At 67.2% G+C, this 22,124-nt stretch carries 16 protein-coding genes; 8 read left to right on the top strand and 8 right to left on the bottom strand.

Annotated features, from left to right (window positions below; genetic code table 11):
• Window positions 1-59: 59 nt before the first annotated feature.
• The gene (locus AC3EDY_RS12585) at window positions 60-2,936 is read right to left on the bottom strand and encodes a TonB-dependent receptor (protein ID WP_488572846.1); all 2,877 of its coding nucleotides are present in this window, start codon (window positions 2,934-2,936) and stop codon (window positions 60-62) included.
• A gap of 379 nt (window positions 2,937-3,315) precedes the next feature.
• Between AC3EDY_RS12585 and AC3EDY_RS12580 the strand changes: the two genes are divergently transcribed.
• Both AC3EDY_RS12580 and AC3EDY_RS12575 read left to right on the top strand, forming a co-directional pair.
• The gene (locus tag AC3EDY_RS12580; protein ID WP_488572845.1) at window positions 3,316-4,350 is read left to right on the top strand and encodes a LacI family DNA-binding transcriptional regulator; all 1,035 of its coding nucleotides are present in this window, start codon (window positions 3,316-3,318) and stop codon (window positions 4,348-4,350) included.
• A 112-nt stretch (window positions 4,351-4,462) separates the two neighbouring features.
• The gene (locus tag AC3EDY_RS12575) at window positions 4,463-5,938 is read left to right on the top strand and encodes an MFS transporter (RefSeq protein ID WP_488572844.1); all 1,476 of its coding nucleotides are present in this window, start codon (window positions 4,463-4,465) and stop codon (window positions 5,936-5,938) included.
• Here AC3EDY_RS12575 and AC3EDY_RS12570 read toward each other — a convergent pair whose 3' ends face one another.
• The 3 genes from AC3EDY_RS12570 to AC3EDY_RS12560 form a co-directional block, all read right to left on the bottom strand.
• Window positions 5,939-7,012, bottom strand: coding sequence for a serine hydrolase domain-containing protein (locus tag AC3EDY_RS12570; protein ID WP_488572843.1), 1,074 nt, complete (start codon window positions 7,010-7,012; stop codon window positions 5,939-5,941). It lies immediately after the preceding gene.
• Window positions 7,013-7,021: 9 nt separating this feature from the next.
• Window positions 7,022-7,477 (bottom strand): Lrp/AsnC family transcriptional regulator, encoded by a 456-nt coding sequence (locus AC3EDY_RS12565; protein WP_488572842.1) that lies wholly within the window; start codon window positions 7,475-7,477, stop codon window positions 7,022-7,024.
• Window positions 7,478-7,545: 68 nt separating this feature from the next.
• A complete protein-coding gene (locus AC3EDY_RS12560) occupies window positions 7,546-8,310 on the bottom strand; it encodes a DsbA family protein (RefSeq protein ID WP_488572841.1) in 765 nt (254 codons plus the stop codon).
• A gap of 182 nt (window positions 8,311-8,492) precedes the next feature.
• Here AC3EDY_RS12560 and modA point away from each other — a divergent pair, with 182 nt between their 5' ends.
• Genes modA through AC3EDY_RS12545 form a run of 3 tightly spaced genes read left to right on the top strand, consistent with a single transcriptional unit; the run spans window position 8,493 to window position 10,577 of the window.
• Window positions 8,493-9,266 carry a molybdate ABC transporter substrate-binding protein gene (modA, locus tag AC3EDY_RS12555; protein WP_488572840.1) on the top strand — a complete coding sequence of 258 codons (774 nt, stop codon included), beginning with the start codon at window positions 8,493-8,495 and terminating at the stop codon, window positions 9,264-9,266.
• Window positions 9,267-9,271: 5 nt separating this feature from the next.
• On the top strand, window positions 9,272-9,967 hold the full coding sequence (modB, locus tag AC3EDY_RS12550) for a molybdate ABC transporter permease subunit (RefSeq protein WP_488572839.1): 696 nt from the start codon (window positions 9,272-9,274) through the stop codon (window positions 9,965-9,967).
• Entirely contained in the window at window positions 9,957-10,577 is a 621-nt protein-coding gene (locus tag AC3EDY_RS12545; protein WP_488572838.1) for an ATP-binding cassette domain-containing protein, read from the top strand. Before modB ends, AC3EDY_RS12545 begins: the two co-directional genes overlap by 11 nt.
• A gap of 9 nt (window positions 10,578-10,586) precedes the next feature.
• Here AC3EDY_RS12545 and AC3EDY_RS12540 read toward each other — a convergent pair whose 3' ends face one another.
• The gene (locus AC3EDY_RS12540) at window positions 10,587-12,509 is read right to left on the bottom strand and encodes a potassium transporter Kup (protein WP_488572837.1); all 1,923 of its coding nucleotides are present in this window, start codon (window positions 12,507-12,509) and stop codon (window positions 10,587-10,589) included.
• Between the two features lie 149 nt (window positions 12,510-12,658).
• Here AC3EDY_RS12540 and AC3EDY_RS12535 point away from each other — a divergent pair, with 149 nt between their 5' ends.
• The 3 genes from AC3EDY_RS12535 (at window position 12,659) to AC3EDY_RS12525 (ending at window position 16,730) form a co-directional block, all read left to right on the top strand.
• Window positions 12,659-14,248 (top strand): DUF4118 domain-containing protein, encoded by a 1,590-nt coding sequence (locus AC3EDY_RS12535; protein WP_488572836.1) that lies wholly within the window; start codon window positions 12,659-12,661, stop codon window positions 14,246-14,248.
• On the top strand, window positions 14,245-14,964 hold the full coding sequence (locus AC3EDY_RS12530) for a response regulator (RefSeq protein ID WP_488572835.1): 720 nt from the start codon (window positions 14,245-14,247) through the stop codon (window positions 14,962-14,964). Before AC3EDY_RS12535 ends, AC3EDY_RS12530 begins: the two co-directional genes overlap by 4 nt.
• Window positions 14,965-15,116: 152 nt before the next feature.
• The gene (locus AC3EDY_RS12525; protein ID WP_488572834.1) at window positions 15,117-16,730 is read left to right on the top strand and encodes a methyl-accepting chemotaxis protein; all 1,614 of its coding nucleotides are present in this window, start codon (window positions 15,117-15,119) and stop codon (window positions 16,728-16,730) included.
• Between the two features lie 46 nt (window positions 16,731-16,776).
• Here the strand turns inward: AC3EDY_RS12525 and AC3EDY_RS12520 are convergent, their stop codons facing one another.
• From AC3EDY_RS12520 to AC3EDY_RS12510, 3 genes are read right to left on the bottom strand one after another with little or no spacing between them, the layout of a single operon-like run.
• Window positions 16,777-18,462, bottom strand: a complete 1,686-nt coding sequence (locus AC3EDY_RS12520; RefSeq protein ID WP_488572833.1) for a TolC family protein — start codon at window positions 18,460-18,462, stop codon at window positions 16,777-16,779.
• Window positions 18,463-18,475: 13 nt separating this feature from the next.
• Window positions 18,476-19,828: an HlyD family type I secretion periplasmic adaptor subunit gene (locus AC3EDY_RS12515; RefSeq protein WP_488572832.1), complete on the bottom strand. Its 1,353-nt coding sequence runs from the start codon at window positions 19,826-19,828 to the stop codon at window positions 18,476-18,478.
• Window positions 19,825-21,555 carry a type I secretion system permease/ATPase gene (locus AC3EDY_RS12510; RefSeq protein WP_488572831.1) on the bottom strand — a complete coding sequence of 577 codons (1,731 nt, stop codon included), beginning with the start codon at window positions 21,553-21,555 and terminating at the stop codon, window positions 19,825-19,827. Before AC3EDY_RS12510 ends, AC3EDY_RS12515 begins: the two co-directional genes overlap by 4 nt.
• Window positions 21,556-22,124: the final 569 nt, after the last annotated feature.

Raw genomic sequence — 22,124 nt, 5'->3', positions numbered from 1 at the left:
TCGGGGATCAGGGCGAAAGCGGGCGGCCGGGGGAGACCGCCCGCTTTCTCAAGGGAACCTTACAGCTTGTAGCTCAAGGTCAGATAGAAATCGCGGCCATAGCGCTGATAGTCGATCACCTGGCGCGGATCGTTGTTCTGATAGGTAATGAACGGGCGATCGGTAAGGTTCTTCCCCTGGAACATCACGGCCAGGCCCGCCAGCGAAGAGCCGGGCTGGAATTCATAGCCGATCTGCGCATCGAGAATGCCTTCCGACCTGGCCGTGCGATAGGTCGGGTTGGCGGAAAGCCCGGCCACTTCGGCCAGGAACTTGGAGCGATAGCGATAGTTGGCGCGGGCCTGGAACCCGGACTTTTCGAAATAGACCGAGGTGTTTATCACCCAGTCGGACAGGCCCGGCAGCGTGATCGGATCGTTTGGCGTCTGGGCATAGACGATGCGGCTGTCGGTATAGCTTGCCGAGGCGAACACGCCGAAGCCATCGAGCGCCGGGGTGATCAGCACGAACGGCACCGAGGCCGTGACTTCGGCGCCCTTGACCGTACCCTTGCCGGTATTGCCCGGGGCCGTGACCGGGCCGACGGTGGTGCCGATCTGGTTGCGGATCTCGGCAGGCAGGCTCGCCACGACCGATGCGAAATCATAGGCGTAGGAATTGTTCGGATCGACGAAGTCGGTCAGGCGCTTGAAATAGAGCGCGCCGGAAACATAGCCCCCTTTGGCGAAATAGTGTTCGGCCGAAAGGTCGAGATTGGCCGATTTGTAAGGCCGCAACGCCGGGTTGCCGCCGTTTGACCGGAAGAAAGGGCGGGTCGGATCGGTAGAGCCGATATTGGCGGCGTCGATCGAGAATTCCTGGTTCACGCGCTCCTGATCCATGCGCGGGCGCACCATGGTCAATGCCGCGGCAAGCTTGACGTACGTGGCCGGCGCCACTTCGAGCGCGAAATTGGCGCTGGGCAGGATGTTCCAGTATTTGGCGCCGCCAGTGGCCGGCGTGACGATCACTCTGCCGGTGCTGCTGTCGAAATTCGATAGCGACCCGGTGGAACTTTGATCGGTATAGATGCCCTGCACGCCGATCGAGCCGGTCAGGCGCTTGCCCATGACATCGCCATCGAGCCGGACCATGGCATAGCCGGTCCAGACCTTTTCGGTGACCGAATTGTCGCGCACCAGGGAGACCGGGCGGTTGTCGTACACCGCGTCATAGGAGTTGTTGTAGAGATAGAGCGGATCGAGCGCGAGCATGCTCGGCACGCCGAGATAGCCGAGCGGAACCGTGCCGACGACGGCGGCCTGAGGGATCTGCGCAAACGTGGTGGTGCCGCTGCTGACCGTGCAGCCGCTGCCGCTGCCCTTGGGGCAGAGGAAGTACGAGCGAAACGCCGAGACTTTCTTGCGATAGCTGTAGTTGGCGCCGACTTCCCAGCCCTTGAGCAGTCCGCCCTTGGCGAATTCGCCGTCCAGGCTGGCGCGCAGCGAGGCCAGGTCATCCTTGAACGTGGGCTTGTTGAGGAAGCCCGCCTGGACCACGGCGGTGGTGCCGTTATAGCCCCAGCCGCGCGGGTCGGTCAGGCCGAAATTCGCGGCGTTGCCGTAATCGAGCGTGGGCACGATGTTGAACGTGCCGTTGCCGTTCTGGCTGATGCGGATCGTGTCGCGCGCACCGTTGGTGATGTAGCCCGTGCCGGCATAGGTTTCGAGCAGGAAGTCGGTGCGCTTGGCATGGCTGTAGCTGGCATCGATCTTCAGGTGCATCGTGTCGCCAAGGCCGATCACGTTGTTCCAGCCGATCGACACGTTGTCGGCATCGCGGCGGTTGTAATCGTTGCGCATCACCGCCTTGACGTTGGTGATCGTGGCGTCGGTGACAAAACCGTCCTTCACCGTGTAGCCGGGCTGGATCGCGGTGGTGTCGGTCGAGCTGAGCGCCGACCAGCCGGGGTAGATCGGGAATTCGATCCCGCGCAGGCGCTGGGTTTCCTTGAACTTGGAATAGAGCACGTCGAGCGTGGAATGCCAGTTGTCGTTCGGCTGATATTCGATCGTGGCCACCGCGCCATAGCGTTGCAGCAGGTTGGACTGGACATAGGGCTTCGCGCCGCCCAGCACCAGCGTGCTGTCGGTGCTGGACACCGTGGGGAAGCCCCAGGCGTTGTAGCGTTCGTTCTGCGACGGGGCCGAGGTGGCCGAAATGCCGATGGCGATGCCTAACGTATCGTCGGCAAACTTGTTCACATAGGCGGCCGAAGCGCGATAGCCGAAGCGCTGGCCATCGGGGTTGAGTTTCTTCATCCCATTCATCTGGCCGCGCAGCTGGAACGCGATGATGCGACCGGCCTGGGAAAGCGGACGCAGCATGCGCATGTCGACCGAACCGGAAATGCCGCCGGCGATCAGCGAGGGATCGGCGGTCTTGTAGACCACCACGTTCTTGAAGAATTCGGACGGATACTGATCGTATTCGACGCCGCGGTTGTCACCCACGGTGACTTGCTCGCGGCCGTTGAGCAGCGCCGTGGAGAAATCCGGGCCGAGGCCGCGGATCGACAGGCGCTGGTCGCGCCCTTCGAGGCGCTGCGCCGTCACCCCGGGTAGGCGGGCCAGCGCATCGGCGATCGAAACATCGGGCAGCTTGCCGATGTCTTCGGCCGAAACCACTTCGACGATGGCGATCGAATTGCGCTTTATCGAGGCCGAGGCATTGAGCGAGGCGCGAATACCGGAAACCACGATCGCAGCAGGTTCGGCAGGGGCAGCAGGTTCGGCGGGCACTGGCGCGGCGGTCGCATCGGCGGCGTCGGCTGCCTGGGGCGTTGCCTGCGGTGCCGTGGCATCCTGGGCAAGGGCCGGGCTGCTGCCGGCCAGTACGGTCGCAAGGGCGACCAACGAGCAGCGCAAGCCGCTCGCACGAACTGCATGATATGCCATGGTACTTTCCACTCCCCCAACCGGCATCGCGCCGGCTACGAACCTTGTTGGCTTGCCCGCTGTCACGCAGGCAAACGGCATAAAGCGCGAATTCCGCAAGGCTTGGCTATCCGCTGTTCGGGGACAGACACGCCAGGTTCCACCGGAGTTCGCGAAGGCAAGCTACGCCGCAGGGGGGCGGTGGCGAAGAAGGCATACGTATACCATGCGTTGCAAAGTTTTTCGCGACTGCAAAAAAATACGTTACTTTGCGGGCAAATGGGGGCATTCGCGCGGTAAGCCGGCAGCAGTTGGCCAGACATCGTTGCATAAAATATATTTATGCGTACGCTGGGTGGGTGAGAGGGCAATCCTCTGACCATGCGGGAGAGAGCAGGCCATGGGCCGCAAGCCGGCGAACAAGCCGACCAGTTTCGAGATCGCCTATCTTGCCGGCGTTTCGCAGCCTACGGTGAGCCGTGCCTTGCGGGGCAGCAAGGCGGTCAGCAAGGCCACGCGCGAAAAGATCGAGGCCATTGCCCGCCAGTTGAACTATACGGTGGACAAGAACGCGTCATCGTTGCGCACCCAGCGGTCCGATACGCTGGCGCTGCTGTTTTTCGAAGATCCGACGCCCGATGAATCCAACATCAACCCTTTTTTCCTGTCGATGCTGGGATCGATAACGCGGCACTGCGCCGCCAAGGGACTGGATCTTCTGGTTTCATTTCAAAAGCTGGAGGATGACTGGCATCGCCGTTATCAGGAAAGCCACCGCGCCGACGGATTGATCCTGCTGGGTTATGGCGATTACACCGTTTACGAAAGCCGCCTGCGCCAGCTGGTGAAAGCCGGCACCCATTTCGTGCGCTGGGGATCGGTGGACCAAGGCACGATCGGCACCACGGTAGGATCCGACAATTTCGGCGCGGGGCGGCTGGCGGGCGAGCACCTGATCGCCCGCGGGCGGCGGCGCATCGCTTTCCTGGGCCAGGCCGACAGCCACTATCCCGAATTCGAACAGCGCCATGCCGGCTTGCTGCGGGCGCTGGCTGCCGCCGGCCTCTCGCAGGATCCGGCGCTCGTGGTCGATGCCATCAGTTCCGAGGAATCGGGCCACAGTGCCGCGCTGACGCTGCTGTCCCGCAAAGTGCCGTTCGATGCGATCTTTGCCGCCAGCGATCTGATCGCCATCGGCGCACAGCGCGTTCTGGCCGACGCCGGGCTGGCAGTGCCGGGCGACGTGGCGATCGTGGGTTTTGACGATATCCCGGCCGCGGGCTTTGCCAACCCGCCGCTCACCACCGTGGTGCAGGACCTTCGCCTGGCGGGCGAAGCCCTGGTGGAATCGGTTCTGGCCCAGATCGAGGAACGCGCGCTACCGCCCGGGGTGCTGCCGACACGGCTGGTGGTGCGCGCCAGCAGTGGGGGTTAGCCTGGATTCCGCACGCGCACTGCAAACGATTTACGCATAGCATTCGTATGCATCTCGCGCTGCTGCCGGTCGTGGCGCATCGCACCAGGCCGGGAACAAGGAAGAGGATGCCATGACCACGTCGGGCCAAGGGGCGGAAAAGCCCGCGCAGACATTCCGGGGGCTGTGGAACACCAGTTTCGGCTTTTTCGGCATCCAGCTGGCGTTCGCGCTGCAAAACGCCAATGTCAGCCGCATTTTTCAGGCACTGGGTAGCAAGGTCGACGATCTGGCGTTTCTGTGGATCGCCGGGCCGGTGACAGGCCTGGTCGTGCAGCCGCTGATCGGGCATTGGTCCGATCGCACCTGGGGCCGGTTCGGCCGGCGCCGGCCCTATTTCGTCGCGGGTGCGGTTCTGGCGGCGCTGGCGCTGGTTGGCCTGCCGAATACGCCCTTGCTGCTGATGGCCGCGCTGTTCCTGTGGCTGCTCGATGCCTCGCTCAACGTGGCGATGGAGCCGTTTCGCGCCTTCGTCGGCGACATGACTCCCCCGCATCAGCGCGCGCAGGGGTTTGCGCTGCAGACCTGGTTCATCGGCGCGGGTGCCGTGCTGGGCAGTCTGGCCCCGGCCGCGTTCAATGCGCTGGGCGTTGCCAACACCGCGCCGGAAGGGGTGATCCCGCCATCCGTCCGCTACAGCTTCTACATCGGTGCCTTTGCTATGGTCGCCGCCGTGGCCTGGACAGCCTTGCGGGTGCGCGAATACAGCCCGGCGGAAATGGCCGCATTTGCCGATGCGCGCGAGGATCACGATGGCGACCGGCCGCTGGTCTATCCAAGGCATGGCCTGCGCTGGATTGCCGGCGGCGCGGTCCTGCTTGGCGCGGTGCTGGCGCTGGCGCTCGACAAGCAGCTGCTGGTCCTGGGCAGCGGCCTGGTGGTGTTCGGCCTGTTGCAGATCGCGCTGCGGGCGCGGCGCAGCACCGGCGTGCTGGCCCAGGTGATCAGCGATCTGGCGCAGATGCCGCGTGCCATGCGGCAACTGGCGCTTGCCCAGTTCTTTACCTGGGTGGCCCTGTTCATCCTGTGGATCTACACGACGCCGGTGGTCACGCGCGACGTTTTCCATGCCACCGATACCAGCGGGGCGGCCTATAATGCCGGGGCGGACTGGGTGGGGGTGATGTTCGCTTTCTACAACGGGGTGGCCGCGCTCGCCGCGTTTGCCCTGCCGGTGCTGGCGCGGCGCATCGGCAACGTGCGCACCCACATGGTAGGGCTGGGCGCCGGGGCGGCGGCGTTCGTGCTGCTGCTGGTGATCCGCGATGCCACGCTGCTGCTGGTCCCCATGGCGCTGATCGGCGTGGCCTGGGCCTCGATCCTGGGCATGCCCTACGTGATCCTCACAAGAGTGCTGCCGCCGGCCAAGTTCGGTATCTATATCGGGCTGTTCAACCTGTTCATCGTCATTCCGCAACTGATCGTGGCAACGGCCATGGGCGGCATCATGCGGAGCTTTTTTCCCGACGATCCGCGCTGGACCATGCTGGTAGCGGCGTTGGTCCTGGTTGCCGCCATGGCGGCGATGTCCCGGGTGGAAGAGGATTGATCAACCGCGCAGCGCGGTTTGCAGCGGTGCGGCCAGGCGCGCGTGATCGCCCCAGTTGGTGGCAATGGCGCGCACTTCGTCACGTTGCACCAGAACCTGCGCCGTCCACAGGTTGTTGCTGCCATCGTGCCACAGGCTGCCGTCCGCGTTGACGACCCAGCCCAGAGCATAGTTGCCACCGAAAGGCGGCATATGCAGCCGCCGCCAGGTTTCCGGGCGCAGCAGGGGGTGCCCCAGGCGATGGGCATCGAGAAACGCGGTCATCGCCGCGACCGGGGCATGGAGCCGGGCGGCCGGGCCGGCCACGGCCGGATTGTCGGTGGGCGGCACGCCGGGTGGATGGGGTATCCCGGCCTCGCCCGGCCACCAGGCGTGGCCGACCGGCTGATCGAGCAGACCGGGCGTGCCCGGCGCGCCGAAACCGGCGCCGGCCATGCCCAGCGGCGCAAGGATGCGTTCGGCCAGCAGGATTTCCCACGGCTTGCCGCAGGCCGCCTCGAGCATCGCCGCGGCCGCCACGTAGTTGCGGTTGGAATAGACGAAGCCTGCCCCGGGCGCCGCCTGAGGCGCGCGGGCCAGGGTCAGGCGCGTCAGCGCCCGGCGGCTTTCGCGCGGATCGGCCTCCTGCGCGGGAAAGGCGGCCATTTCCGTATCGCGGTCGATCCGGGGAAAGCCGCTGGTGTGCGATAGCAGGTGCACCAGGGTCACCCCGCGCCATGCCCCGGCATCGGGCAAGGCGAGGCGCGTCACCAGTGTTTCGTCCCACGCCAGTTCGCCCGCTTCCACCGCGGTGGCGATCAGCGTTGCCGTGACCGGCTTGGTGATCGAGCCCCAGTGCCAGCAGTCACCCATGGCCACGGGCACGGCGGCACCGGCCATGCGCAGCCCGGCACAGGTTTCGCCGCCCGCGGCGGCATTGCGCCACCCGGCGGCCAGCGCCGGAACGCCAAGCCGTTTCTGAAGGCGCCCTGCACTGCGCGGCGTTCGGGGAAAATCCGGCGCGGCGCCCCGGGCAGCGCCGGCCCATGGCAGCGCGGCAAGCAGGCCCAGCATGCCGCGCCGCGCCACGATCATCGCCCGCGCTCAGCCCAGGGCATAGCCGTTCCAGGCCTTGACCGGACGGATGACGAAACTGGTGTGCATCGCGCTCACTCCCGGCAGGCGGGCCAGGCAATCGCGGTGCAGCCGGTCGTAATCGGCCATGTCGCGCGCGGCGATCCGCAGGCGATAATCGGCCGCGCCTGACATCAGATAGCATTCGAGGATTTCGACCGAATCGAGCGCGGCGCGCTCGAACCGCTCCATCGCTTCGCGGCTCTGGCTTTCCAGCGTGATATCGATCAGGGCATGCAGGTTGAGGCCGATCCTGCCGGCATCGATGCGCGCGCCATAGCCGGTGATCGTGCCGTTTTCCTCCAGTGCGCGCATCCGCCGGTGGCATGCGGAACTGGAAAGGCCCACGCGATCGGCCAGTTGCGCCAGGGAACTTTGCGAATCTGCCTGCAACGTGGCCAGCAACTTGCGATCGATACGGTCCATGTCCGGCGTTTAGCGCAAAACCTTGGCGTTCAAAGCCCGTTCTGCGGGAAACCTTGGCACATTTTGGGTCATCGCGAATAGTCGGCCGGCGGCGGGCCTTGACGGGCGTTGCGCGCGGCCATCAAGGCAATGGCCTGATCCAGCGTTTCGCTATCGATCGCGCCATCGACGATGATCGTTTCGCCCGAGACATTGTTGCGCACGGCCACGGCCGGCGTGCCCTGCACCGTGGCACGCTCGGCCGCGTCGCCTTCGGCGGCGAGCCGGCCCAGCGTATCCTTGCTGCGCAGGCAGGCATCGAGCTTGGCACTGTCGCCGGCACCGTCCTGGCGGGCAAGGGCGATCACTGCCCCGCGCCCGCCCGGCAAGCCGCGCCCGTTGGTACCGGTGCGGGAAAAGTAATCGGCCAGGAAGCGATAATAGGCCGACGGGCCGCCCTGATCGGCCACGCAAAGCGCGGCCATGCCGCCCAGCACTGCCGCTGCGCCGTGGAATGGCAGGGGCAGCATGCGGATGGCCAGATTGGCCGTGCCCCCGGCGCGCGCGATGGCCGCATCGGGGATGCCGGAAAACTGCCGGCAATAAGGGCATTCGGGATCGGACCAGACCACCACGCTGACCCGCGCCTGCGCCGGCCCGATCACGCGGTCTTGCGCCAGCAACGCGCCCACATCGGGCGCGGCGCGCCAGGGGGCGGGAATATCGGCCTTTTGCGCGGTGCCTGCACCCGCAGGAGGCGGCGCGGCCTGCGCGGCCGCCGGGGCGGCCAGGGCTGCGGCCAGCACGACGGCAACCGTTGCTGCTGGGGCCTTGGCCCAGATCCTTGCGCGCATTGCCGTTCCTTGTCCTGTTGCAGTCTCGTTCGCGCGCCTGCTCTTGCCCAATCCGCGCCCGCCGGCAAGCCCGCTTTGCCTGCGCCGCACTTTTGCATTTCGCGCGTGCCGGCTGTAGGAGCGCTGAATGTATTCTGCCGAATATAGCCAGCCGGATACTGCCTGATCGCTGCGGAGTTGCCATGGGCCACGTTCTGTTTCGCTTCTTCTCCCTGCTGGCCCTGGCGATCTTGCCTTTGCCCGCCGCGGCGGCGCCGCAGCCGGCGGGGCCACTGGTGCTGGCGGCGGCCAGCTTGCAGGAATCGATGAACGCGGCAGCCGATCGCTGGGCCAGGCTCGGGCATCCGCGCCCGGTCCTGTCGTTTGCCGCCTCGTCGGCGCTGGCGCGCCAGATCGAGGCGCGCGCGCCGGCCGATCTGTTCGCTTCGGCCGACGAAGACTGGATGGACGCGGTGGCGCGGGCAGGGCTGATCGTGCCGGGAACGCGGGCGCGCCTGGTGACCAATGCGCTGGTCATCGTCGCGCCGGCGGGCAGCACGCTGCGCCTCTATCCCGCGCCCGGTTTTCCCCTGGCCCGCGCGCTTGCCGGCGGCAGGCTGGCAATGGGCGATCCCGACGCGGTACCGGCCGGGCGCTATGGCAGGGCGGCACTCGAAAAACTGGGAGTCTGGGCGCAGCTACAAGGGCAGGTGGCGCGGGCGGAAAACGTGCGCGCGGCTCTGGCTCTCGTGGCACGCGGGGCCGCGCCGCTGGGCATCGTCTATGCCACGGATGCGCGGGCAGAGCCGGGCGTGCGGATAGTGGGCGTGTTTCCCGCGGGCAGCCATGCGCCGATCACTTATCCCGTGGCGCGGCTTGCGGCGTCTGCCCATCCGGATGCCGAGGGATTCCGCCGCTTTCTGCTGTCGGCAGAGGGCAAGGCGATCTTCCGCCGTTTCGGCTTCGTGGCGCGTTGAGCATCATGGGGCTTTCCGCGCAGGAATGGGGCGTGGTGGCGCTTTCGGCCAAAGTCAGCGCGGTTGCCATTCTTGGCGTGCTGCCGTTCGCCTTTGCCATGGCCTGGGCGCTGGCGCGGGGGCGGTTTCGCGGCCGCGTGCTGCTCGACGCGCTGGTGCATCTCCCGCTGGTGCTGCCGCCGGTGGTCATCGGCTGGATGCTGCTGGTGGCGTTTGCACCGGGCGGCGCTCTGGGTGGGTGGCTGTGGCGGATGTTCGGCGTGACGCTGCTGTTCCGCTGGACCGGCGCGGCGCTGGCTGCGGCGATCATGGCGCTGCCTTTGATGGTGCGCGCCATCCGCCTGTCGCTCGAGGCTGTCGATCCCCGGCTGGAGCAGGCAGCGCGCACGCTGGGCGCAGGGCGGTGGGCCACGTTCCGGCGGGTGACTCTGCCGCTCTGCGGCCCGGGCATCGTGGCCGGGGCAGTGCTGGGCTTTGCCCGTTCGCTGGGCGAATTCGGCGCCACGATCACGTTCGTTTCCAATATTCCGGGCGAAACCCAGACTCTGCCCTTGGCCATCTATGCCGCGCTGCAGGTGCCGGGCGGCGACGCCACGGTATGGCGGCTGGCGCTGGTGGCCGTCACGCTGTCGTTGCTGGCGCTGGTGGCGTCGGAACTGCTGGCACGGCGCCAGGGAGGGCGGGGCGCCCGTGTCCTTTGACATCGACGTGGTACTGGCCCGCGGCGGCCGCGAATTCGGCGTCCGCCTTGGCGGCGGGCCGGGTATCACCGCGCTCGTCGGGCTTTCGGGCCAGGGCAAGACCAGCACGCTCGATGCCGTGGCCGGGCTGCTGCGCCCGCTTGCCGGCCATATCGCGGTGGGCGGCACGGTGCTGTTCGATGCCGCGCAGGGGATAGACATCCCGGCAGAGCGGCGCGCGGCGGGCTATGTCTTTCAGGACCTGCGCCTGTTTCCCCACCTTTGCGTGCGCGACAATCTGCTGTTCGGGTGGCGCCACGCCGCGCCCGATCGTCGCACGCTGACGCTGGACGAAATCACCGGCCTGCTCGAGATTGCCCCCCTGCTGAACCGGCGCCCGCACAGTCTTTCGGGCGGCGAGGCCCAGCGCGTGGCGATCGGACGGGCTCTGCTGCGTGGACCGCGTTTCCTGCTGATGGACGAGCCGCTGACCGCGCTCGACGCATCCCGCCGCGACGCGGTGATCGCACTGATCGCCCGCATCCGCGATGATCTGCGCCTGCCGATCCTGCTGGTGTCGCACCGGCAGGAAGAGGTTGCGCGCCTGGCCGACGCGGTGGTGGAGATTTGAGCCTTCCGCCTAGATCTCCAGCTGGCTGCCCAGTTCGATCACCCGGTTGGTGGGCAGGCGGAAGAACTGCATAGGGCTTTCCGAATTGCGCACCATCCAGGCGAACAGCTTTTCCCGCCAGATCGCCATGCCCGGCCGCTTTGACGCGATCAGCGTCTGCCGCGCCAGGAAATAACTGGTCTCCATCGGCTTGAACGGCCCGCCTGCGCGCATTTCGGCGCCAAGTTCGGCAGGAATGTCGATCTCGTCCATGAAGCCGCTGTTGACGATCATGCGGTAAAAGCCATGGCCCATGTCTTCCACCGTGCGCCGCTTGTGATCGGGCAAGTGCGGCACGCCGGCGGTCATCACCGTCAGGATCACCACGCGTTCGTGCAGGATATGGTTGTGCTTGAGGTTGTGGAGCAAGGCAGGGGGAATGCCTTCCACCGAAGAGGCCATGAACACGGCCGTGCCTTTCACCCGGCGCACGCGCGCGCACACCGATCCCAGAAACAGGTCGAACGGCATGGCGTCTTCGGCGAGGCGGTCGCGCAGGATGCGGCGGCCCGTGGCCCAGGTGGTGAGCGCGGTAAAAGTGATGGCGGCCACCAGCAGGGGGAACCAGCCGCCGTCGGGTATCTTGGTGGCGTTCGAGGCGAAATAGGCGCCGTCGACGATCAGGAACGTGCCAGTGACGAGGCCGGCGACCAGCGGATGCCATTTCCACACCGCAAAGGTCAGCACGCCCAGCATGCACGCAGTGATGAACATCGTGCCGGTCACGGCGATCCCATAGGCCGAGGCAAGGTTGCTCGACGTTCCGAACGCCAGCACCAGCGCGATCACCATGGCCAGCAATACCCAGTTGACCAGCGGCACATAGACCTGCCCCGCCGCGCTGGCGCTGGTATGCAGAATGCGGATGCGGGGCAGGAAGCCAAGCTGCACGGCCTGTTGCGAAACCGAAAACGCGCCCGAGATGACGGCCTGGCTGGCAATGACGGTGGCCAGCGTCGCCAGGATCACCAGCGGCAGGCGCGCCCAATCGGGCGCCATCAGGAAGAACGGATTTTCCACCATGGCCGGGTTGCGCAGCAGCAGCGCGGATTGCCCGGCATAGTTGATAAGCAGGCAGGGAAAGGCCACCCAGAGCCAGGCGGCCATGATCGCGCGGCGGCCGAAATGGCCCATGTCGGCATAAAGCGCTTCGGCGCCGGTCACCGCCAGCACCACCGAGCCCAGCGCCAGGAACGCCAGCATCGGGTCGAGCAGAAAGAACTTGACCGCATACCACGGGTTGACGGCCAGAAGGATTTCGGGGGCATGGGCAATGCCGTTGATACCCAGCAGCGCGATCACCGCGAAGTACACCAGCATGACCGGGCCGAACATCTTGCCCACCATGGCCGTGCCGCGCGACTGGATGGCGAAGAGGGCAATGAGAATCGCGATCGAGATGGGCAGCACCACCTGGGCAAAGGCCGGGTGCACCACGGTGAGCCCTTCGACGGCGGACAGCACAGACACCGCGGGCGTGATGATCGCGTCACCATAGAACAGCGCCGTGGCGATGATGCCCAGGACGGTGGTCAATGCCGTCCATCGTCCCGGCTTGAGCTGGCGCCCGATCAGCGCCAGCAATGCCAGGCTGCCGCCCTCGCCCTTGTTGTCGGCGCGCAGGATAACGAAGACGTACTTGATCGTGACGATCAGCGTCATTGTCCAGAATATCAGCGACAGGACACCGAAGATATGGTCCGTGTCCACCGCCAGGCGATGATGGCCGATGAAGCTTTCCTTGAGCGAATAGAGCGGCGAAGTGCCGATATCGCCGAACACCACCCCGATCGCTCCGACTGCCAGAGGCACGAGCCCCTGTGCATGCTGGTCATCCTGAGCGTGGGGCAAGTGCGCGGGCGCATCGGCGGCCTGAAAAGGGATCGCGGTCATGCGCGGCCCGCTACGCGCAGGGATCACGCCGCGCGACGGAATTTATGCAATCTTTACGCGGCGCCTTGCGGTTTCTGTCCCGCTGCGGCGACACCTTGCGACAGGCTTTCCCCTCGACAGCACGGGCCTGCCTTTGGCATGCCCTGGTCATGAGCCTGCCTTTTGTTCCTGTCAGCGCCAAGCGCCCGCTGCCAACTGCCGGCGTTGCGGCAGAAGGTGACGGGGCAGGCGACGGGCTGGTGGCCGGCCTTCTGGCCACGGGGGCGCTGATCGGGCTGGCGACGCTGGTTGGCCTGACTTTGCTGGCGCGCGGCGACATCGCCGATATCGGGCTGCTCTATCTGGTGCCGGTCATGTTCGCGGCGATCCGGCTGGGCCTGCGGCCGGGGCTGCTGGCCGGGGTGCTCTCGTCGCTGTGCTACAACTATTTCTTCGTCCCGCCCCGCTTTACGCTGGCGGTGGACGATCCTTCGCATTTCATCACGCTGATGATTCTGCTCGGCGTGGCCCTGGTGGGCAGCCACATGGCGGCGCGCCTGCGCCAGCAAGCCCTGGCTGCCCAGGCCCAGGCCGGGCGCGATGCCATGCTGGCCGGTTTTGCCGGACGGCTGATGGGGATTACCCGGCGGGACGCGCTGTGGACCATGCTGGCCGAGGAAGTCGCGCGGCAATTCGGCCTGCATGTATTGGTAGCGGCGCCCGATGCGCAAGGCATCGTTGCCCTGGCGGCGGCGTGTCCGGGGCAGGACCGGCTCGATCTTCTGGAAGCCGCGGCGGCGCAATGGTGCCTCGACAGCGGCAGATCGGCTGGCCCGGGGGGGCAGGTGCCCACGGCATCGGAATGGCTATTCCTGCCGGTGCCGGGCAGCGGAGGGCCGCTGGCCGTGGTCGGCGTCGGCGACCCCGACGCCGATCTCCCGCTGCACAAAGCGCAGGCGCCTCTGCTCGAAAGCCTGCTGGCCCAGGCCGGTCTCGCGCTGGCCCGCATCGCGCTGGAAGAGGAAAAGCTGGCGCTTGGCCGGGTGCAGGAGCGGGAGCGGCTGCGCAGCGCGCTGCTGTCGGCGATCGGGCACGATCTGCGCACGCCGCTGACCACCGTGCTGGGAACCCTGCGCGCGTTGCGCCCGCGCGACGGAGAGCAGGCGGTCGCGCTGGCCAGCGCGCGGGCCGAGGCCGAGCGCCTCGATCGTTTCGTCGCCAACCTCATCGAGATGGTCCGCCTGGAAATCGGCGCGCTTAAGCGCGATCCCGAGCCTGTCGACCTTGCCGAAGCCTGCGATGCCGCGCTCGATCATCTGGCGCCGGCGGGGCTGGCCGTGGCGGTGGAACTGGCCGTATCGGAAGACCTGCCGCTGATCCTTGCCGACCCCCGGCTCTTGCACCATTGCCTGATCAATCTGATCGACAATGCCGCCCGCCATGGGCGTACCGGCGGTCAGGACGGTGTCGCAAGGGTCCGTATCGAGGCGCAATGCGATGCGCAGGGTGGGGTCGAACTGGCGGTGTGCGACGAGGGGCCGGGCCTTCCGACCGGTGAGGAAGAGCGCATTTTCGGCATGTTCACGCGGCTTGATGGCTCGGATCGGCGGGGCGGCAGCGGGCTGGGCCTGGCCATCGTCAAGGGCTTTGCCGAGGCGATGGGGCTGGGCGTGACGGCGGCCAACCGCGCCGGTGGCGGCGCCCGCTTTGCCCTGCGCGTACCGCCCGGGCTGGTCCGCCCGGTGGAGGCCGCGGCATGAGCGTGGCGGCGGAAACGACCGGTGCGCGGGTTCTGGTGGTTGACGACGATGCCGCGATCCGCGCGCTGTTGCGCCACACCCTGGTGCAGGCCGGATATGGCGTGAGCGAGGCGGGCAGCGCGGCACAGGCCATGGCACAGCGCGCGGCCCAGGCACCGGATCTGGCGCTGCTCGACCTTGGCCTGCCCGATCGTGACGGGCTGGACATCCTGCCCTATCTGGTAGGGGCGGGCCTGGCCGTGGTGGTGCTGTCCGCGCGCGATGCCACGGCCGAAAAAGTTGCCGCACTCGATCTGGGCGCCAGCGACTATGTCACCAAGCCGTTCGATCCCGAAGAGGTCCTGGCCCGGGTGCGTACCGCGCTGCGCCACCGGGCCAGGCTTTCAGGCGCCGCGCGGGAGCAGGCCGTGCTGCGGTTTGCCGACGTGGAGATAGACCTTGCCGCGCGGCGCGTGCGCAAGGGCGGGGTGGACGTGCATCTCGCGCCCAAGGAATACGCGTTCCTGGCCGAACTGGCCAACCAGGCCGGCCGGGTCGTCACCCATGCGCACCTGTTGCGCACGATATGGGGGCCAGGCCACGAAACCGACGTCGAATATCTGCGTGTCGCCGCGCGCGGCATCCGGCGCAAGCTGGAAAGCGACCGCCCGCCCGGCCAGTCTGCCCTGCGCAACGAGCCCGGCATCGGCTATCGCCTGGATCTTTCGCGAGCGTGACTAAGCCCGGCACCGCCGGTGCTTGCTGCCAGCCTGCATGCAAGCGCCTGCTGCACGCAAGTTTACGTGTCTGCCGTTTAAGGCCCGTTTGAACACGCCCGTGATAGCGCATTTCTCGTTCGTTCAGACCAGCCGAGCCCGGGGAAGGTTGCATGTTCAAAAGGCGCGTTGTCATTCCACTCGAAACACGTTTCGCGCAGGCCGTTCTTGAACGGTCGGCCGATGGTTTCCTGTTGATGCAGCACGGTCGCTTCACGTTTTGCAACGCGGCTGCCGAACGGGTCTATCAACGCGCCAGGCACGATATTATCGGCGCTACGCCCGTCTCGCTCGCGGCACCGCGACAGGCCGACGGGCGGCAGGCCGACGCGCACGTGGCCGAGCGTCTGGCCGAAGCGCAGCGCCAGGGCATGGCCCGTTTCGAATGGCTCAACCTCGATCGGCAGGGGCGGCCGGTGCCTTTGCTGGTCACGCTGACCCCGCTCGATATCGATGGCGCAGACGCCGTGATGGTCCAGGTGCAAAGCCAGGCGGAAACCTCGGCCGTGGTCGATGCGCTGCGTGACGGGCTCGAACGCCTGTCGCACGGCGATCTGGATTGCCACCTGACACGCGCTTTCCGGCAGGATTACGATTGCCTGCGTACCGCTTTCAATGCAGCCGTCGATGCCATGGCCGGGGCGTTGCGCTCGGTGGGCGGGCTGGCCGAACAGGTCGCCAATGGATCGGCCGAAATCCTGGCTGGATCGGAAGACCTTTCCACCCGCACCGAACAGCAGGCTGCCGCGGTGGAGGAAGCCGCCGCCGCGTTGCGCCAGGTCAACGACAGCGTGCAGAAATCGGTGGAGGAAGCCGGCCACGCCAGCGCGATGGTGCAGACCACGCTCGACGAGGCGCATCAATCGGGCGAAGTGGTGGGCCGGGCGATCGAAGCCATGGCCACGATCGAGAAATCGTCCCAGGAAATTGCCGAGATCGTCGGCGTGATCGATGCCATCGCCTTTCAGACGAACCTGCTGGCGCTCAACGCGGGGGTGGAAGCGGCACGCGCCGGCGAAGCAGGGCGCGGCTTTGCCGTGGTGGCCAGCGAAGTGCGCGCGCTGGCCCAGCGCGCGGGCGATGCCGCACGCGACATTCGCGCCCGCATCAGCAGTTCGACCGAACAGGTATCCAACGGGGTGGGTCTCGTCACCGCCACGGGCGATGCGCTGGAACGCATTGCCGCCAGCGTCGGCCAGATCAACGACGTGATGCGCCGACTCAACGGCACATCGGGCGAGCAGGCGGTCACGCTGGGCCAGATCAATGCCACCGTGCGCGATGTCGACGCGATCACCCAGCAAAATGCCGCCATGGCCGAGCAGGCCACCGCCACCGCGCGCAACCTCGCCGATCAGGCTGGCGTGATGGCGCGCGAACTCACCAAGTTCCGCTTTGCCGATGGCCGGCCCGTGGCGAATCCGACACCCGTGGCCCCGTCGCTCATGGCTACACCTACGCCCGTTAGAACTGCGCCCGTCAAAACTGCGCCCGTTGCCGCCGCGCCCCGGCCGGCTGCCGCGGTGCGGCCGGCTGCCGCGGTGCGGCCGGCGCCCGCCGCGGCTGTGGCCCCGGCTGCGGTTCCGGCCCTACCCGCGCCATCCGGCGCGACGCCCCCGTCAGCCGCCTTGCCCCACTCGGCGCCTCGCCCGACGCCCCAACCGTCGCCTGCGCCGCGCAGTCTGGGCAATACGGCGCTGGCCGAGGACGACTGGTCGGAATTCTGACCGTTCCCCGCCGGCCAGTTTCACCGCGCGGCCTCTCGCTACCTGATCACGGCGCGTCCGGCGTTTCGGCAATGCCGATTGCAGCGGCATGCGTGCGCGTCGCGGCGGCCGGGTCGCGTAACGGACGAGGGCGCACAGGACCCTGGACAAGGCCGTCGGCAGTGCGCACGGCCTGGGTCAGCAGGGGAATGTCTGCCTTGCCGGCCACACGCCCGGCGTAACGTTCGGCGTCTTGGCGCGGGGCGTCGGGCAGAAGCCAGGCGGTGTCGAGCGTGCCCAGCGTGGTCAGCACCTGCGCCTTGGCCAGATAGGCGCCGGCAATCCCTTCGTTATAGGAATTGCGCGCCTGCAGCAGTTCGCGTGCCAGTTGCAGCACGTCAAGCGTGGTGAACATGCCCGCCCGTTCCTGCAGCAAGGCGCCGTCATAGGCTTTCTGCGCGGCCTGCACCGCGCTGGCGAGCCGCTCGATCGCCATGGTCTGGGCTTGCCAGTCGTTCCACGCTGCTGCCAGGGTGGCGCGGTTCTCGCGCAGGGCGGCATCGATCAGGCGCCAGTCGGCATCGTTGGCGGCTTCTGCCGCGCGAACGCGGGCCATGCGCTCTCCACTGTCGAACAGCGGGCCGGAAAGGGTGATCACGCCTTTCACCTCTGTCTGGCGCAAGCTGTCGGAATAGTTGGAAAAGCCGTTGGAATAAGGCTGCAACGCGGCTGTGCCCTGAAAATCCAGGCGCGGGCGACGGTCTGCCCTGGCTGCATCCACGGCGGCCCGCGATGCCAGTTCGCGAGCCTGTGCCGCCAGGATCAGGGGGTTATGCGTTTCGGCATAGGCATAGGCCTGTTCCAGATCGGCAACCGGCAGTTGCAGCGGCGGCGGGGCGGCAAGGTCACCCGGCCGCGTGCCGATCATGCGGATGAACGCGGCCTCGGCGCTGCCGGCATCGCGCTGGGCCGCCAGCAATTGCACGCGCCCAAGTTCCACCCGGGTTTCGACTTGCTCGATATCGGTGGCAGTCACTTCGTGCGCTTTGAGCCTGGCACGGTTGTCGGTCAGTTCGCGGGTCAGGGCCGAAAGATTGTCTGCCGCGATGGCCACAGCCGCGCGGGTGCGTCTCAGGCCGACGAACGCGTCGAGCGCGTCGAGCAGGGCCTGCTGTTCGGACGAGCGCAGCGCGGCGTGCTGATAGGCGGCCTCGGCGCGGGCGGCCCGTTCCGACGAAAACGACCGGCCGAAGCTGAACAATGGCTGGGTCAGAACGGCCGTGGCCGTGGACGTCCAGCCACGCCGCGAAAGATAGGCGCCCTGGGCGATCTCGAAGCGGTCCCTGGTCCAGCCATAGGTCAGCGCATAGTCGAGCCTGGGGCCATAGGCGGCCCGGGCCTGGGCGACGCCCCAATCGCCGGCATGGGCCGTGCTGCGCTGGGCGAGCAGAGCGGGCGAAGTCCAGTAGGCATAGCGCAAGGCCTCGAAAAGCGTGGCGACGGGCGTGCCCAGACTGGCGCCCGCGACGATATCGGGCGGGGTTTCAGGCGGCAACTCCGGCGCGAAAGGCCGCGCCGTGTCGCCCCAGTCCCCCGTGTCGCCTCTGGGCGCTTCGTCCCGCGTGCCGACGTCGATCGCCTGCGCCTGGACGGCGGGCGCGATCTGGCAACCGGGCGCGAGCGGCAGCAGAAAACCTATCGGCGCGACCCGGGCAACCCGGGCAAGCAGACAGTGCAAGGCGATCCGGCGCATGACCCCTGACCTCTCAATTGTCGCGGAAAGCGCGCACGAACTGGTCGCGCAGCGGCTTGGTGACATAGGACAGAAGCGAGCGGCTGCCGGTTTCGATATAGGTTTCGGCCGGCATTCCACTGCGCAGCGCCAAGCCTTCGCGCGCCAGCGCCGCCTGGTCTACCTCTATCCGCACCGTGTAATAGGCCTGGCGCGTCTCCTGGTTGTCCGTGCGGTCTGTGGCGACATAGATCACCCGGCCAGGTATTTCGGGCGTGGCGGCGCGATTGAACGCCGAGAAGCGCACCCTTGCCGCCTGGCCCGCGCGCACCTGATCGATATCGGTCGGGCTGATCAACGCTTCGACGATCATGACATCGTGGTCGGGCACGATTTCCATGATCGGTTCGGCCGGGCGCACCACGTCGCCGATGGCAGCGAAGGCGATCTTTTCCACAGTGCCGGAATAGGGCGCGCGGATTTCGCTGCGGTCTTTCTGGTCCGAAGCGCTGACCTTGCGCAACTGTTGCTGGTTGAGCGCGGTGTTGACCTGGGCAAGATCGGTGCCGGCCTGTACGCGCCGGGTCTGCATGGTCTGGATCGATTGTTCCTGCGCCTCGGTAATGCGGGCGCGGGTCTGGGCGATCTGTGCCTGCAACTGGGCGACCTGGCCGTCGATATCGACGGCGGTGCGTTCCAGCTGGTTGAGGCGGTTGATCGTCACCAACTGCCTGTCCCACAGATCGCGCACGCCCTGGCGTTCGGGTTCGATCAGACGGCGCTGCTGGCGCAGGGCGTCGATCTGGGCTTGAAGGCCCGCGATCTGCTGATGGTATTGCACCACCCGCGCCGCAAGCTGGGCGCGCAACTGGCTTTCCTCGGTCTGGCGCATGGCGAACAGATGCCGTTCGTCGGCCATGGCCTGGCGCGCACCGGGCGAGGCCGAGCCGGTGAGTTCCGGGGGGAACGCCACGGCGGCAAGCCCCAGCCGTTCTGCCTCGAGCCGGGCCTTTTGCGCCAGCAACTGCTCGACCGACAGGTTGGAATAGGTGGCATCGGCCCCCGTCACGCGGTTGTCCAGCCGCATCAGCAAAGCGCCCTTGCCGACATGCTGGCCATTGATCACGGCAATGGCGGCAATGACCCCGCCGGTGGGATGGGCGATGCGTTTGATCCGGCTTTCGACGCCGACCTGACCGCTGCCGATCACCGCGCCGCCGATGGGCACGGTGGCGGCAAGGCCGAACAGCAGGACCGTGAGCGCGCAGAGCGTGACCGCCAGCCGCATCAGCAGGCGCGGCGCGCGGAGGCGGGCTGCGTCGGCCGATTCGGTCCATATGGCCGGCAGCAGCTGGCCCGCGGTTTCGCTGGAAAGAGGCATGTTCATTGTGCGGCTTTCCGGACAAGGCGGCCCGGCGCGGCCGCGGGCATGGCGGTGCCTTCGGTCACCGGCGAGAGCGTGCGCTGCATCACGGCGTCCCGCTCTCCGAAATCGATCAGGCGGCCGTTCTGCATGACGGCAACGTGAGTGATCGGCGCCAGCGTGGCCGGGCGGTGGGTGATCATGATCACGATGCCGCCGCGCTGGCGCACGTCGAGCACGGCGCGATTGAGCGCGGCATCGCCCACTGCGTCGAGATTGGAATTGGCCTCGTCCAGAATGAGGAGGTGCGGATCGCCGTAGAGCGCGCGGGCCAGGCCCACCCGCTGGCGTTGCCCGGCGGAAAGCTCGCTCCCGCCCGCCGAGACCGGCGTGTCATAGCCATCGGGCAGGGCCAGGATGGCATCGTGCAGGCTGGCCGCGCGGGCCGCGGCAATGACCGCGTCGGACGTGGCATCGGGATCGAAGCGGGCGATGTTCTGCCCCACCGTGCCGTCGATAAGATCGACCGTTTGCGGCACATAGCCGAACGCGCCGCCAAGCGCCGTGGGGTCCCATTGATCGGGCGTGGCGCCATCGAGCCGCACTTCGCCGCGCTGTGGCTTCCAGATGCCCAGGATGCCGCGCACCAGCGACGTCTTGCCTGCGGCACTGGGCCCGATCAGCGCCAGCGCCTGCCCTGGTTGCAGAGCGAACGATACGCCCTGCACGGTGAGGCGCTGCGTGCCTGGCGGCGCCACCCAGAGATCGCGCACGGCCAGTTCGCCACGCGGGCGGTCGAGCGTGACATGGCGTTCGGCGGGGCGGCGGAAAGTGGTGATCGCCTGGACGATGCGGCCCCAGCCGCTGCGCGCGGCGACAAGGCCCCGCCAGTTGGCGATGGCCGAATCGACCGGAGCCAGCGCACGGCCCGCAAGGACCGACGATGCGATGATGACCCCGCCGCTCGCCTTGTCGTCGATGACGAGCAACGCGCCGACCGTGAGGATGATCGATTGCAGCAGCATGCGGAACGTGCGGCTGGCACCTCCCAGGCGCGAAACCGTGCGTGCCAGGGCAGACTGGGTGGCGATGAACTGTCCCTCCCACCCCGATGTGCGGGCGACGAGGCGATCCTGCATGCCCATGGCAAAGGCGGATTCGGCGAAGCGGATTTCGGCGAGCGTGGCGGCGCTGCGCTGCCCGGTGATCATCGCCAGCTCGCGCGAGGCAGCCTGCGTGCGCCGGTTGGAAAGCAGGGCCAGCGCGGCCATGACCGCAACGCCCGCCAGTGCCGTCAGCCCCAGCCACCAGTGCAGGGCGGCAAGAACGACGAGGAACATCACGACCCATGGCAGATCGATCAGCGCGATCGGCCCGGCGCCGGCCAGGAACAGGTGCACCGCATCGAGATCGCGGGTGAACTGCAGGCCGTCGCCCTTGTCCGCCCCGGCGCGCAGCGGCCGCGATACGGTTGCATAATGGACCGCGCCGAACAGATCATCGTGCACGCCGTTGGCAACGCCCATCAGGGCTTCGGCGCGGATCGCCTCGAAAACCGCCTGGAATACGTAGATCAGCACCAGCATGGCGAACAGGCCTACCAGCGTGGGAATGCTGCGACTGGGCAGGACCGAATCGTAAACGAGCATCATGTAGCCCGATCCGGCAAAAACCATGACGTTCAGCAACACGCTGGCCAGCGCAACGAGAAAGAGATTTGCGCGATACCTGCGCAGGAACATGCGCAGCATTTGCCGATCCACGTTGCAGCACCTTTGAAAGACCCGTGACGGCCGTTGCATGGCATCGCCCGTTCCGCCGGTAATCCGCAGAAACCTCCGTCGCGGAACTTTAGGACCCGGCAGCGCGCGTTCGAGAGGCCTTGATCACCCGGTTTCCGGCAAGCGACAAGCGGCGCAGGCGGGCCCATGGGCGGCGATCTTCCGCTTCCGAAGGCACACTGACCCGTTCCCTGCGAATCCGCTTTGCCTTGCCGGCCGCGGCGCCGGGGGCAGCGCGCTGCCCTGGCCGATTACACCATTTCGGGCTTGCTCGTAACGCGGGTGCCCACGATCAGCGTTTCGCGCCACACTCCTTCGGGATCGAACATGAGGTCCACCGCTTCGAGCCCGGCCCGTTTGTCGGGCAAGGCCGCGCTGCCTGACCAGCGCTGCCTGCATATCCGCTGAACCAACCCTTTGCCGCCAACCCTTTGCCAGCGATACGCGGCAAACCGCAGCCCGCCAATGGCCTGGATCAATCCACGGGCCAAGAATCGGTCAAGCGGCAGCGGCACCGGAGCAACGGACGTATGGTCATT

Source organism: Novosphingobium sp. DS6-6, from assembly GCF_057784975.1.
The sequence above is the reverse complement of the archived record's forward strand: the minus strand, read 5'-3'. Positions and strand labels throughout refer to the sequence as shown.

Excerpts from the sequence above, each read along its gene's own strand:
- AC3EDY_RS12585 (WP_488572846.1), bottom strand. The coding sequence starts at position 2,936 with ATGGCATATCATGCAGTTCGTGCGAGCGGCTTGCGCTGCTCGTTGGTC.
- AC3EDY_RS12580 (WP_488572845.1), top strand. The coding sequence starts at position 3,316 with ATGGGCCGCAAGCCGGCGAACAAGCCGACCAGTTTCGAGATCGCCTAT.
- AC3EDY_RS12575 (WP_488572844.1), top strand. The coding sequence starts at position 4,463 with ATGACCACGTCGGGCCAAGGGGCGGAAAAGCCCGCGCAGACATTCCGG.
- AC3EDY_RS12570 (WP_488572843.1), bottom strand. The coding sequence starts at position 7,012 with ATGATCGTGGCGCGGCGCGGCATGCTGGGCCTGCTTGCCGCGCTGCCA.
- AC3EDY_RS12565 (WP_488572842.1), bottom strand. The coding sequence starts at position 7,477 with ATGGACCGTATCGATCGCAAGTTGCTGGCCACGTTGCAGGCAGATTCG.
- AC3EDY_RS12560 (WP_488572841.1), bottom strand. The coding sequence starts at position 8,310 with ATGCGCGCAAGGATCTGGGCCAAGGCCCCAGCAGCAACGGTTGCCGTC.
- modA (WP_488572840.1), top strand. The coding sequence starts at position 8,493 with ATGGGCCACGTTCTGTTTCGCTTCTTCTCCCTGCTGGCCCTGGCGATC.
- modB (WP_488572839.1), top strand. The coding sequence starts at position 9,272 with ATGGGGCTTTCCGCGCAGGAATGGGGCGTGGTGGCGCTTTCGGCCAAA.
- AC3EDY_RS12540 (WP_488572837.1), bottom strand. The coding sequence starts at position 12,509 with ATGACCGCGATCCCTTTTCAGGCCGCCGATGCGCCCGCGCACTTGCCC.
- AC3EDY_RS12535 (WP_488572836.1), top strand. The coding sequence starts at position 12,659 with ATGAGCCTGCCTTTTGTTCCTGTCAGCGCCAAGCGCCCGCTGCCAACT.
- AC3EDY_RS12530 (WP_488572835.1), top strand. The coding sequence starts at position 14,245 with ATGAGCGTGGCGGCGGAAACGACCGGTGCGCGGGTTCTGGTGGTTGAC.
- AC3EDY_RS12525 (WP_488572834.1), top strand. The coding sequence starts at position 15,117 with ATGTTCAAAAGGCGCGTTGTCATTCCACTCGAAACACGTTTCGCGCAG.
- AC3EDY_RS12520 (WP_488572833.1), bottom strand. The coding sequence starts at position 18,462 with ATGCGCCGGATCGCCTTGCACTGTCTGCTTGCCCGGGTTGCCCGGGTC.
- AC3EDY_RS12515 (WP_488572832.1), bottom strand. The coding sequence starts at position 19,828 with ATGAACATGCCTCTTTCCAGCGAAACCGCGGGCCAGCTGCTGCCGGCC.
- AC3EDY_RS12510 (WP_488572831.1), bottom strand. The coding sequence starts at position 21,555 with ATGCTGCGCATGTTCCTGCGCAGGTATCGCGCAAATCTCTTTCTCGTT.